The following is a 13,047-nucleotide window of genomic DNA, read 5'->3' as shown; positions in this document are numbered from 1 at the left end:
AAATTTGATTGCTATTCTACCCCTATCATGACCGTTTCAGGTTCCTCGTTTTTATAAAGCATAAAGGTATTGTCAAAATAGTTGAATTTGATGAGATCATATTTCGGGAAAATCACCGAAAAACCATCTATCCTATCAAGACCATACTGGTGATCCAGCAAGGTAATCACCATATCGTTTCCGACATCTTCAACCTGATCGTATTTTCCGTAAATACCTTTCATCCCATTTCTGGCATAAATCCCTACTCTGTCTTTCTTCTCACAAACCAACCACTTACCTGTTGGTAATGGAACAATTTTGTCAAACTTGGCTTGTAACACTTCTGAGCCATCCTGACGAATCACACCGTACTTCCCTTTTTTCTTAATGATTGCCATACCATTTTCAAATGGCTGAGCTTCTTCATAAAAAGGTTGTAAAATGATTTGGTCTTCTTTATTAAGGTATCCCCACCTGTTTCCCAGTCTGATTGGTGCCAAGCCTTCTGAATATTGCTTTACAGCCTCATAACGAGCAGATATTCTCAATCTCCCCAAAAAGTCAACAAAACCGTATCTACCATACATTTTCACTGGTGCAAACCCTTCCGTCTGTTCTCCAATCCAATCATTCTGCTTGTATGCATCGGGCTTAGGAACTCCTTTACCATAAATGTATTTGAAATAGCGCTTCCCATCCTTGTACATAAATACTGTATGGTCATCCCTTACTTCAGATATTGAATCATAAATAGCAGGCAGGCATTCATCCCCACGGTCATTGATCAAGCCATATTTCCCTCTGAAACGACTCAAAACCACTCCTTCTCTAACTTGAAGTTCTACACCTTCGGAACGATACATTTCAATTCCATCTGCTGTAAGCGTACCCCAAGCTTCATTATCGTGGAATAGGAACAACCCTTCTGACACGCTTTGAAGTTTATCCAATATTGGTGTGATAACCCACTTACCTTGTTTATTGATAACTCCGTAATAATCACCTGTATTGACAACTGCGTAATCCCCTAAAAATGGTTCTGCATCAGGGAACTTCAAAGGGACAATCTCATTGAAATTACGATCCAAGTATCCGTACTTTCTGTCCCGCTGTACCAAGTACATGTCAGATGAAATTTTACCAATAAACGGGTAACGATCTTTTGTTATGTTATTACCGTTTTTATCAAAAATATCAATATGGCCGTTGGTCACTCGAAAGTAGTTTTCTTGCTCTCGTTCGATACGGTTATAGACGATTGGAATAACCACATTCCCCTCCGTATCGATCACACCATACCTTCCTCTTTTCTGAACAATGCTTCTTCCTCCTACAAAGTCACTTACATGTTCATACTCATCATAAAATATGACTTCTCCCTTTGCATTTACTACTCCTTGATTCCCTTCTATTTCATACAGGAAAAGGTTTTCTCCCACGTTTCTCAAGCTATCATAACGCAAAGTATAAAGAGCCTTACCAGTTTGGTTTGCGACAGTTACTTCTGGAAATGATTCAACTGTATAGCTACTATCTGAAAACGAGATATGCTTATGTATTGGTTGGTAAACTTCCTTACCGCTCAACACATCCAACATACCTTTACGCCCATGGCGGTTCGTCACCAAGTATCGAGGCATTCTCACCTCTGAAACATCCGTAAACTTGAACGGTGTAACTTGTTTTCCCTTCTGATCAAATACTGCTTTAAAGCCACTCTTATCTACGACACAAAGCAAGCCATTAGAAAATGCGGTAATCTTATCATAGTCACTCTCGATCAGTTCTTTGCCGTCAGCACTAAATAACCTTTCAACACGCTTACCTCCAACACCGTAATGCCCCACTTTGTAAAGCTTCGGGTTAATCAGCAAGGGCTCTATAAAGTCATAAACCAATGGAAACACCTCGTTACCGTCCGTACTGACTGCGCCATATTGCTTTCTGCCTAGATTAGGATTATCAATCCCAACTACTGCTATGCCGCCAACAAATTTTTTGAATGAATGATAGAGAGGTTTTATTACTTCTTTGCCTTTGCTATTGAGCAGTCCCCAATAGCCATCCTGTTGGAAGGCCATCAATTCCCCATGATAAAAAGTAGGTAAAGTACCTTCCAGGTCATTGCTCCAACCTATATAATCATAAGGTTTACGGGTCAGTTTACGCCCCCGCTCATCAATAATCAGATAACCTTCGTCCGTCTTTACGACTGCTTTCCCATTATCAAAACCTGATGCTTTTTCGTACTTGGCATCAATGATATATGACAAGCTATCGTGCTCGTAAACGTATCCGTACTGTTGTTTATCTTCTGAAAAAAGTGGTACTAGATTATCCTGTCCGATTACTGGCTGAATTGCTCCTCCAACCAACAGCAGGCATGCCACTTTAGCCTTATTGCTAATTTCCTTCAAAAACTTCATAAATCTCCTTGATCGACGCATAAGTGTTGCGCATCACTGATGCTGCAACCTCCGTTTTCTTAACCCACTTCACTTCTGCAATTCCCTCTTCTTCCTGAGGTTTTATACCGGTATCGTCATTGCATTCCATGCTGTACCAATGCGTGCACTTCAGGACATCACGTCCTTTCAGTACATAAGTATGCCATGTTTCACCTAGCTTTTCACCAAGTTCCACACTGATACCACATTCTTCCTCTACCTCACGAACAGCTGTTTCTTCCAGCTTTTCACCTTTTTCTACATGTCCTTTTGGAAGATCCCACTTGTCTAACCGGTAAATGAAAAGAACGTCATCTCCTTTGCTTACAACACCTCCTGCTGCATGTACAACCTTGAACTTTCCTTCAAGTTCTGACACCGTTTTTTGATAGTCATTTACATAGAAAATAAATTTAGGTTTCCCCTGTATTTGACCATCTCTTGCAGAGCAATAATGTTGCCATATCCCTGAAGCCCCTATATTTCCAAACACCACATAACCAGATTCTTTTGGGTGTTTATCATTGCTGCTTCTTATCTCGAAAAGTATATCGTTTACATGAAATCTCATGATGTGCTTTTAGTTAGCTTGAAATCAACAAAGCATTGTCGCCTTATAGTTTCACCCTTAGGAACCCTCCCGAAAGGGATATCGTGTTTCCTTGGTCAAGGCTAAACAACCATGTACGGATATCCCTTGTACTTACCCCTACCTCAAACCAGTTCTTACGATTGGTCAGTGTAATACCTGCCGGAATATGTACCAATGTTCCGCCATTGCCACCCCAACTTACACCAGATGACAACTTTATGATCTTATTCAGTTGGAAATCTCCTCCTAGTCCGTACAATGGATCTGCAAGACTACCAGGCACTTCGTTTTGCGGCAAAATTACATCAAATCCAACATGAAACAATTTATACAACTCATAACTTGCTCCAAATCTCACAGTCCAAGGCAGTTCTACATTCTTTTCCTGCTCCTCAATAGTCCACTCCAATAGCGAACGTTCCCCTGCCAAGTAGATTCCACCTTCACTGTCACTCATATTGTAATTGTCAAAACCTTGACCGTAAAGCTCTGTCATAGGCGCATCCAAGTTGGTTCTGAAGACATCACCTGTCCACTTGAACGACCCCCAGTTATTGACCGAAGCCCCTACCCTTAGGTTTTTGCCTATCAACATTGTCAACCCTACATCTACTCCAAAGCCTCTACCAACTGGATCAGGGAAAGCCCATTTATTTGTGAGAGAACGATTGTCTAAGCCTGCATCAGCCGAAACTTCCGTCCCTACCTGTATCTGATCACTATCCACAAATGCTGAAGAGAATACAGGATCAAAATTACCTTGTTGGTTCACTCGCATATCCATCACCATCAACCCTTGAATGTAACGGAACCCGACTCCTGAATACAGTGAGAAGTTATAGCGATCCAAGAGCTTAGCTCCATAAGCCACATTATACTCCCTGTACCAAGTCATGGTCATTACCATTCCATCTAATAACTCGTTGAAAGTTTTTGCCTCTGACTCCGGCAACATCCCTTTGTTGATAAGCTGTCGGGTCTCTTCATCCACTCCGGGTTCACCATGATACCTTGGGTTGTCAATGATCTCACCTGTATTTAGCATCAGGTGAGAAAAGTATGACGACTCAGCCCCAAACAGTGCAAATTCTGCCATATAAGGGTTCATCTGAAAACGGGCTTTGACATTGTCTTTGATACTGAAAGCTACACCACCATAATTTTTAGGCAGTACCATGCTAGCACCCAATAAGGTCACATCCAAATTCAAAGCAATCGATGCATTGGACAACTTCAGCAAAGCTGCTTCCTTGTCTGAGCTTGACAGTTTATTTCCTCCTACAATTGCACTCCACAAGTCTCCTCTTGTCAATCCTTTGGAGGATAGGGATGCTGAAAACTCCATTAACCCTACTACATAGTCAGGGTCTCTAAAGTCTTTTTTCACGCCCAAATTAGCGGGGTTGATACCAATTGAATGATAATCGGTTACCATCGTAGTACCTACTCCTCCGCGTCCTTCGGCAGAAAACACACTCCCTGCCATTTGGGCGTGCGACACAAGTGCACCCAAAAGCAACTGGGAAAGCAGTAGCAATCTTCTCATATTAAGGTGGTTCTTAGCTATATCTAATTAAGTATATTGTTATTCGTAGGGTATAAGATTCAAAGTTATATTTTCTTTACTAAATCATTATAACTACAATGAATTCTTATTTAAAAAATTACCCGAAAAGTGTTTGAATCAAAAAAATCACCTCTCCTTATTGAATTTTTTTCTTAAAAATCTTCAACATATTCCTAAAAATATAATTTTCCGAAAGTTAAAGAGTTAAAGAAAATGTACAATCTCATATTTTAAAAACCTCAACTGAAAAAGTATGCATTGTTAATTCAATATTACCTCATAATTATATCGAATAATAGCAATGCGGCAGATGATGGTTAGTTTTTTGTATGGTAAAGGTGAGATTAAACAAAGCCAAGTTGAGATACTAAGCAACCACATTTTTCTAAGATGAGTGATATTTTTATAGCTAAACCCGATTTCACCGCACAAGGTCATACCATTTTTGGCAAAAACGCCGATAATGCACCCAATGAAGGACTTTCCATTGTACGAATTCCGGCAATTGACCATGAATGGCAAATTGCTGAATGCACTCACATTGAAATTCCACAGGTAAAGCATACATATGAGGTTTTACTCACCAAACCCTACCATGCTTTTGGGGCTGAAATGGGCATGAATTCCAACGGTGTTTGTATTGGTCATACCATTACGGAAACAAAACTCAAGGTCAAGCAACAAAATAACGGACTGACAGGTGGCGACTTGGTGAGACTTGGATTGGAAAGAGGTGGCAATGCGCTAGAAGCTTTGGAAGTCATTACATCACTGCTTCAGGAATATGGTCAACAAGCTAACAGTGGATACCTTTCAGAAGAAAAATGGGGTTGTAACAGCTTCCTTATCACAGATGCAACAGACAGCTACTTGCTTGAAACCATTGACAGGGAATGGGCTGCGGTAAAACTAACCTCAGGATTCTGTGCACTGACAGGAACGCCACAAATTGACAAGAACTTTGACTTGTTCAGTGATGGACTGATTGACTACGCCTACAACAATAAGTGGATCAAAAGCAAGGAAGGCTTCAGCTTCAAAGATGCCTATAGCAAGAAGTCATTCTTCAGAACTGATAAAGGTAGCAAAAGAAGAAAACTGGTTGATACCTTTGTCAGTGACAAGTCTGGAAGCTTTACGCTACAGCATGCCATTGACTTGCTAGGACTCCATCAGAAGGACAAGAACTTCAACCCTGCAAAAGGAAAAGACACTGATATATGCCAACATGCCAACAAGCAGTTCCCTGTTCAGACAAACGGTTCCATGATTGCTGAACTCAGGACAGGTGATGAACTTTTCACTTGCTGGTTGACTGGCACATCGCTTCCTTGTGTATCGCTATTTAAACCGTTCTATATTCCGGGCAATAACATTTACCAAGGAATTATTCAGGAACCTGCACTCCTTAAAAATGACTCACTATGGTGGAAAGCTGAGGTGTTCCATCGTGTTCTTTCTATCAATTATCAGAAAAACAAAGAGTATGTTGATAAGGAAAGACTGGAGCTACAGGAGCAGTTTATCTCCAAGAATGAAGAGATCCTAGGACAATATCCAACCGCTGAAAAACTGAGTGCTTTTTCAGATGAATGCATCAAAATCCACCGTAAGCGTATTATGGAGTGGGAATATTATATCAAAAAGAATAAGAAGGGAATGGGACAATTTACACCTTCCTACAAAAACTATATTGAGAAGCTAACTGAAGAGGTCATACCTGTATTGGATTAACCACTTTATTTTACTTTCAAATTCAAGGCATTCCGCAAAGGTATTTTGTGGGATGCCTTTCTTGTTTGCACTCCTGAGAAATTGTTAACCGAACTTCTATTCGCTAAATTTGCTTTCTGATTCAGTCTGGCGTCACAACGCTGCTGACAGGATGTTGATCATCTTACTTCTTGTCTCTAATATCATTTACATGTCAATCAGTCAGGAAACCATACAAAAGATTAAAGACACCGCCGATCTTGTGGAGATTGTGGAGGGTGTTGTGTCACTTAAAAAGAAGGGACAATATTGGTGGGGACTTTGTCCTTTCCATGACGATAAGTCTCCTTCATTTGCTGTAACGCCAAACAAAGGCATCTACAAGTGCTTTTCGTGTGGTGCAGCAGGTGACACCATCAAGTTTGTAGAAGAAACACAAGGCGTCGGTTATATCGAAGCACTCAAGTGGCTGGGACAGAAATATGGCATCAAGGTAGAGGAAAAGCCACTTACCAATGAGGAAAAGGCAAAGCAGGAACGCAAGGAAAGTATGATGATTGCCCTCAATTATGCTAAGGACTTCTTTGTGGAGACCATGCAGAAAAATGAGGAAGGAAATGCTGTAGGGTTGGGCTATTTCAGGGAACGTGGTTTCAACAACCAAATCATTTCCAAATTTGACTTGGGTTATAGCCTGAATGAGTGGAATGCGTTGGAGCAAAATGCGCTCAAAAAAGGATATCAGGCAGATATCCTTGCTGCTGCCGGTCTGATCATGCAAAAAAATGACCGACAGTATGACCGCTTCAGAGGAAGGGTAATGTTCCCGATACATGACCTTTCAGGACGTGTCATTGCTTTTGGAGCCCGAACTCTCAAAAAGGACGATAAGCCCAAATACCTTAACTCTCCTGAAACAGAGGTCTATCACAAAAGTGATGTTCTCTACGGTATCTTCCAAGGTAAAAACCCGATCAGGCTCAAAGACAACTGCTTCCTTGTAGAAGGCTATACGGATGTCTTGGCTATGCATCAGGCAGGCATAGAAAATGTGGTTGCCTCATCTGGTACAGCCCTTACAGAGGGGCAAATCAAACTGATCAAACGCTTTACCAACAACATTACAGTTCTGTATGATGGAGACGAAGCTGGTATCAATGCATCTCTTCGAGGTACTGACCTGATTCTGGAACAAGGCTTGGACGTTAGGGTGGTTCTTTTCCCTGAAGGACACGACCCTGACAGTTATTGTAGAGAGGTTGGTAGCCAAAGGTTTGGCGAATACTTGGAAGCCAACGCCAAAGACTTTATCCTTTTCAAGACTGAATCGCTACTGAAAGGTGCCGAAAACGATCCAATCAAGCGAGCCAATGTTACACGGGATATTGTACAGAGCATCTCTAAAATTCCTGACCCAATCAAACAATCTGTATTCTACAAAGAGTGTAGCCGATTGTTGGGTATTGAGGAAGAGATTCTGGTAGACGAAGGGCGCAAACTGAAAAGTAAGGAAATCGAGCGCCGTGAAAAAGAAATCACTCGTGGAAGAAGACCTTGGGAACAGACACCTCCACCTCCAGAAGATATCCCAACTGGATATCCTGAAGAGGAAGCTCCAATGGAGGATTATATTATCGGGGATAAAGAAGCTCCTTCAAAGCCAAAAGAAAGTCCACTGGGTTATAGTGCTGAGAAAAAGCATGTAGACAGCATTCAAAGACAAGAAATGGAGTTTGTCCGCTTGCTGATTTCTCATGGAAATACAGATGTTGAAATAGATAAATTACCGACAAAGCTGTATCACTTTATGTTTGATGAAATTGGGGATATCAGCTTCGATGCTCCCGTCCTTCATGAAATTGTGATCAACTATAAGAACCAAGCAGCATTAGGGAATATTCCTGACGTTAATTATTTCCTGAATTCCGACAATGAAAGCGTTAGACTACAAGTACAGGAATTGTTGAAAAGAGAGGGGAATGTCAGCAAAAACTGGGATGAAAGGTTTCAGATCTACGTACCTGACAAGGATGAAAACTTACCTAAAATGATCCGAGAAAACATTCTTAGATTGAAACTGACAAAGACAGAGAAGTTATTGAGTGAGTGTTTCGAAAGGCTATCCAAAACAGAGGATGACAACGAAAGAAACGACTTGACTTTATTGTTTATGGAGTTAAACAACCAAAAGTCAATGCTTGGAAAAGAATTAGGAAGAGTTTTTTAATGTTCTCATTCCTGTTGAATAGGACTCTAAAACCGACAACCATATATCAATGGAGGAGAAACTAACTGGCATCGTCCGTAACCTACCGCTGGAACCGGGGGTCTATAAATACTTCAATGCGGAAGGTGAAATCATATATATAGGCAAGGCTAAAGCACTTCGCAAACGTGTCAGCAGTTACTTTGTAAATAAAGCACAGCATAACCGCAAGACACGTAAACTGGTTTCCGAAATTGCGAACATAGAGTATGTAGTAGTTGATTCTGAGTATGATGCACTGCTGTTGGAAAACAACCTGATCAAGGAAAACCAACCCAAGTACAACATCCTGCTCAAGGACGATAAAACATACCCTTACATATGTGTAACCAATGAGCGGTTTCCGAGAGTGTTCCCAACCCGCAACACTACAGACAAACACCACCGCTACTATGGGCCATATGCAAGTTTACGGACAATGAATACCCTGTTAGGACTATTCCGAAACCTCTATAAAATTCGAACTTGCACTTACAATCTATCAGAAGAAAATATCAACCAAGGCAAGTACAAAGTCTGCCTTGAATACCATATCAAAAATTGTCTTGGTCCATGTGAAGGACTTCAAAGTGAAGCTGACTATCAGGAAGATGTAGACCAGATTGTAAATATCCTGAAAGGATCCGTAACTACGGTGAAAAATTACCTTAGGGACAAAATGGAAAAGGCAGCAGCAGAACTGGCATTTGAAGAAGCCGCAGTCCTGAAAGCCAAGTACGACCTGATTGACAAATTTCAGGCGAAATCTTTGGTCACTACTCCTTCGGTCAAAGAACTTGAAGTATATGGAATTATCTCTGATGAACGATTTGCCTACGTCAATTTTATCAAAATTACTGACGGTTGCATTACCCATACGGAGTCTGTGCAAATCAAGAAAAACATGGAGGAAAATGACAGTGAGATTCTACTGTTTGCCATCATGGATTTCAGGAAAAAATATAATTCTTCTTCTCGCAGGGTAATTACCAATATTGAAGTTCCGACCATCGAACAATCAGACATAGAGTTCAGTGTTCCGAAAATCGGTGACATGAAAAAGCTGCTACAGCTATCTGTCAAGAATGTCCTCTACTTCAAAAAGGAAAGAGAAACTGCCCGTGGAGAGCTTTCTGAAAAGAAAAGTCAGAACCAAACACTCCTTCAACTCAAGGCTGACCTTAACTTGAAGGAACTGCCAAGACATATTGAGTGCTTTGACAACTCCAATATTCAAGGGACAAATCCTGTAGCTGCCTGTGTCGTTTTCAAGGATGGAAAACCTTCCAAAAAGGATTACCGCCATTTCAATATCAAGACAGTAGAAGGTCCCAACGACTTTGCATCCATGCAAGAAGTGGTATACCGCCGATACAGGCGCATTTTGGAAGAAGAACAATCACTTCCTCAACTGATTATCATTGATGGTGGTAAAGGGCAGCTCAGCTCAGCATGTATCGCGCTCAAAGACTTGGACCTGTATGGACAGATTCCTATCATTGGTATTGCCAAAAGGCTGGAAGAAATCTACTTTCCGGGTGATCAACTACCGCTTCATATCAGCAAAAAATCTCGGTCACTGCAACTGATTCAACGCTTGCGTGACGAGGCGCACCGTTTCGGCATTACGTTTCACAGACAAAAGCGAAGCAATAGCAGTATCCACTCACAACTGGAAGACATTGAAGGTATTGGACCAAAGACCATACAGAAGTTACTGACCACCTATAAATCTGTCAGCAATATCAAAAAGGCTTCCGTAGAAGAGCTTTCACAACTGATCGGACAAAAGAAAGCACTATCGCTACTGGAACAGCTTTCTCAATAAATTCAGGAAAACACTTTCCATCAAAAAATCCCTAAGGAGTTAATAAGCAACTATTGAAATGAAATGGAGAATTTCTCTCCTATGTTTTCAAGGATATAGATTATCTGTTTTTCTAGGTCTTGTTTAGAGGTATAAGCATACTTAGGCAACCATGTATATTTTATTTCTTTCCAGAGTCTTTCAATCAAATTAAGCTCAGGAGAATAAGGAGGGATAAAGAAGAGTATAAGTCCTTTATCCCTCCATTTTTCGATTTGTTCCTTGAATCTATGACTTCGATGTGTAGGTGCATTGTCTAACACGACAATGGTTGGACGAATTATGTCACTGGCAAAGCGATCAAAGCACTCAATAACTATTTCAGAGTTGGCAGCCCCTTGAAAGAGAAAAGACTTGAATGATTGTGTTCTACTCATAAACCCGAGTACGGTCAGATTTGCACTTGGCACGGAAGGAAGCAATATCCTTTTACCTTTTAGTTGCCATGCATAAGGCACACTTGGGATAAGGTTGACGCCCATTTCATCAAAGAAATAAAGATCGATTCTTCCCTGCTCCTCCTTTTTCTTAAGTGTATTCAGCCATTGGTGGGCTTTTTCAAAGTCTTCCTGATTCCGTTTATGCAGCAAGCTTTTGCGGCTTCTTTTCCATCGGTAACCCCATTTCTTCATCCAACGTCGTAGCGTTGAGACTTTCACCCACTTTTGACAATGCTCCTTGATGTAGGTTTGAACTCTTGACAAGCGCTGTACGCCATCCTTTAGGAAATCAATGATTTTTTTTCCTCTGACGCCTTGAAACTTTTGCGGGGATGCTGCTGTGGCTTGCTATCATACAGACCTGAAAAGCCGTGCTGTTGCCAATGCTGAATCCAACGGCTAACCGTTTCGATTTTATTCACTTGCAAGATCTCAGTTAACTGTGTAAAGTTAAAGCCTTGGGCGTAAAGCAGGACTGCATGAGAACGGAGGCGTACCCGTGAGGAGGTATCGTACTTATACAGCTTTTCGAGCTTGCTGCGATCTTCTGGTGTCAGAGTCAGTTGTGGTTTCATGATATCACAACAAAACTTCCGTTTTCAATTGTTCCTCTGCTTAATTACTCCTTAGGGATTTCTTATTTATATGACCTGTAAGGTTGTTATTTACCTTCTGATGTGATGTTTGCCTTAATCCACAATGTAGTTTCAGCATTTTCAGGATCATTACAAATCACTGTGATCGACTTGCGTTGTTCTCCCTGATAAGTTACTGCTGTATAGGTTACATTGATCGAAGTTTCTTCGCCTGGTTGCAATTCTGTTTTCTCAGGCTTAGTTGCTGTACAACCGCATGAAGCCTTCGTCTTGCGAATCAGTAAAGGAGCATTACCATTATTCGTTACCTTAAATGCTGTAGTCACTTTCTCTCCTGGCTTAAGGTCTCCAAAGTTATGTTCTGTTTCTTCAAACACAACCTTTGGTAGCTGACCGCTTGTTTGAGCCTCTTCAAAGTTTTCTTTGATATGAGCACTCAAGTTGATTCGCTTATCTGGCTGTTCAGTATCGTTGGTTTTGAGCATAAAGTACTCAAACACATAACCCCAATCCTTCTTTTGGCTTGCATCATACTCCACAAACAATGTTGCTGTATCAGCTGGTGCCAACGTTGTCTTACTTGCCCATGTTTTGATATGAGCAGGAGTCTCTGTTTCATTCAGGTTGATTTCAATAGGTGATTTCCCCTGATTGTAAAGGATTGTTGATCCAGTTTCTTTTTGGTCATTCAACACAGATCCCATGACAATATGCGAAGTCTTAAAGCGGACATTACCACTTTCCATCGGGTAGAAGTCTTCAGGACCTTGAGGTCTCGGGATCACCTCTCCGCTAATCTTTAACACTTTAACTTCCGGCTGACCGTTAGTTCTAACTGTTATCGACTTATGAAATACACCCGGTCTGTTTCTAGGATTATAAGATGCCTTTACATAGCCTTCTTCGCCAGGCAATACAGCATCTTTACTCCACTCAGGTGTTGTACAACCGCATGAAGCATTTACACTCTCTAGTTTGAGAGGCTGATTACCCGTGTTCTTGAATTTGAATACAACACCCGCAGGTCCTCCTTCTTCTTGTATCTTACCGAAATCGTGAGCATCATTCTCAAACTCGATTCTGCTTTGGGCCAATACCGGTACGCTAACTGCCAATAAAGTTATGATAGAAAACAGTGCAGCTAGTTGTGGTAAAATAAACTTTCTCATCGCTAAAGGTTTATTTTTCAATGATCTAATATGGTTCTTGATTAATCAGAATGTAAGTCCCTCAAAAGAGCGCCTATACCAAACATACTTATTGGTTATGAGATAATATACAAACCTTCATTCTTTTGATATAGTCTCATGCTACTAACATCCTCAGCTACAATATTACTAAAATTCATTACGCCTAGTTTGCAATGAACTGTAATTAATCCAGCTTCATTGCAGGATGGTAGGTCTATTGAAGGTATATTATATTTTTTTAACTTTTATTGCGTAAGGTTTTAGGGCCTATTTCAGCTAAAAGGGACACTATCAACATTTTTTTATAAAGTTTTCCACGGAAAATCTATTTCCCTATCATAAAAGTGATAATCATGCGTTGTACATTTGATTAGCAACGAAGTTGAAGTCATTAACAAACTTTTGTCT

9 protein-coding genes are annotated in these 13,047 nt (G+C 40.8%); 3 read left to right on the top strand and 6 right to left on the bottom strand.

The features are described 5' to 3' along the window. Window positions 1–11: 11 nt before the first annotated feature. From V6R21_RS07330 to V6R21_RS07320, 3 genes are read right to left on the bottom strand one after another with little or no spacing between them, the layout of a single operon-like run. Window positions 12–2,408 (bottom strand): WG repeat-containing protein, encoded by a 2,397-nt coding sequence (locus V6R21_RS07330; RefSeq protein WP_334242242.1) that lies wholly within the window; start codon window positions 2,406–2,408, stop codon window positions 12–14. Then, window positions 2,386–3,000, bottom strand: coding sequence for an NUDIX hydrolase (locus V6R21_RS07325; RefSeq protein ID WP_334242240.1), 615 nt, complete (start codon window positions 2,998–3,000; stop codon window positions 2,386–2,388). The genes V6R21_RS07330 and V6R21_RS07325 overlap by 23 nt, the downstream gene beginning before the upstream one ends. 43 nt (window positions 3,001–3,043) lie before the next feature. Beyond that, complete coding sequence (locus tag V6R21_RS07320) at window positions 3,044–4,567, bottom strand: DUF5723 family protein (protein WP_334242238.1); 1,524 nt, start codon at window positions 4,565–4,567, stop codon at window positions 3,044–3,046. Window positions 4,568–4,978: 411 nt separating this feature from the next. On the opposite strand from V6R21_RS07320, the gene V6R21_RS07315 reads away from it, so the two are divergent. From V6R21_RS07315 to uvrC, 3 genes are all read left to right on the top strand, one after another. Continuing rightward, entirely contained in the window at window positions 4,979–6,322 is a 1,344-nt protein-coding gene (locus tag V6R21_RS07315; RefSeq protein ID WP_334242236.1) for a C69 family dipeptidase, read from the top strand. A gap of 151 nt (window positions 6,323–6,473) precedes the next feature. After that, on the top strand, window positions 6,474–8,528 hold the full coding sequence (dnaG, locus tag V6R21_RS07310; protein WP_334242234.1) for a DNA primase: 2,055 nt from the start codon (window positions 6,474–6,476) through the stop codon (window positions 8,526–8,528). A gap of 49 nt (window positions 8,529–8,577) precedes the next feature. Then, window positions 8,578–10,374, top strand: a complete 1,797-nt coding sequence (gene uvrC / locus V6R21_RS07305) for an excinuclease ABC subunit UvrC (protein ID WP_334242232.1) — start codon at window positions 8,578–8,580, stop codon at window positions 10,372–10,374. A 50-nt stretch (window positions 10,375–10,424) separates the two neighbouring features. On the opposite strand, the gene V6R21_RS07300 is transcribed toward uvrC, so the two are convergent. The 3 genes from V6R21_RS07300 to V6R21_RS07290 form a co-directional block, all read right to left on the bottom strand. Continuing rightward, window positions 10,425–11,117 (bottom strand): IS630 family transposase, encoded by a 693-nt coding sequence (locus V6R21_RS07300; RefSeq protein ID WP_334242230.1) that lies wholly within the window; start codon window positions 11,115–11,117, stop codon window positions 10,425–10,427. A gap of 17 nt (window positions 11,118–11,134) precedes the next feature. After that, window positions 11,135–11,428: a helix-turn-helix domain-containing protein gene (locus tag V6R21_RS07295; RefSeq protein WP_334242229.1), complete on the bottom strand. Its 294-nt coding sequence runs from the start codon at window positions 11,426–11,428 to the stop codon at window positions 11,135–11,137. Between the two features lie 86 nt (window positions 11,429–11,514). Further along, window positions 11,515–12,618 (bottom strand): DUF1573 domain-containing protein, encoded by a 1,104-nt coding sequence (locus tag V6R21_RS07290; RefSeq protein WP_334242227.1) that lies wholly within the window; start codon window positions 12,616–12,618, stop codon window positions 11,515–11,517. Window positions 12,619–13,047: the final 429 nt, after the last annotated feature.

The sequence above is a fragment of the Limibacter armeniacum genome (assembly GCF_036880985.1).
In the GTDB taxonomy this organism is placed as follows: domain Bacteria; phylum Bacteroidota; class Bacteroidia; order Cytophagales; family Flammeovirgaceae; genus Limibacter; species Limibacter armeniacum.
Note: the sequence above shows the minus strand (reverse complement) of the source record. Positions and strands in the feature narration are given on the sequence as shown.

Excerpts from the sequence above, each read along its gene's own strand:
- dnaG (WP_334242234.1), top strand. The coding sequence starts at position 6,474 with ATGTTGATCATCTTACTTCTTGTCTCTAATATCATTTACATGTCAATC.
- V6R21_RS07325 (WP_334242240.1), bottom strand. The coding sequence starts at position 3,000 with ATGAGATTTCATGTAAACGATATACTTTTCGAGATAAGAAGCAGCAAT.
- V6R21_RS07315 (WP_334242236.1), top strand. The coding sequence starts at position 4,979 with ATGAGTGATATTTTTATAGCTAAACCCGATTTCACCGCACAAGGTCAT.
- V6R21_RS07295 (WP_334242229.1), bottom strand. The coding sequence starts at position 11,428 with ATGAAACCACAACTGACTCTGACACCAGAAGATCGCAGCAAGCTCGAA.
- V6R21_RS07320 (WP_334242238.1), bottom strand. The coding sequence starts at position 4,567 with ATGAGAAGATTGCTACTGCTTTCCCAGTTGCTTTTGGGTGCACTTGTG.
- V6R21_RS07290 (WP_334242227.1), bottom strand. The coding sequence starts at position 12,618 with ATGAGAAAGTTTATTTTACCACAACTAGCTGCACTGTTTTCTATCATA.
- V6R21_RS07330 (WP_334242242.1), bottom strand. The coding sequence starts at position 2,408 with ATGAAGTTTTTGAAGGAAATTAGCAATAAGGCTAAAGTGGCATGCCTG.
- uvrC (WP_334242232.1), top strand. The coding sequence starts at position 8,578 with ATGGAGGAGAAACTAACTGGCATCGTCCGTAACCTACCGCTGGAACCG.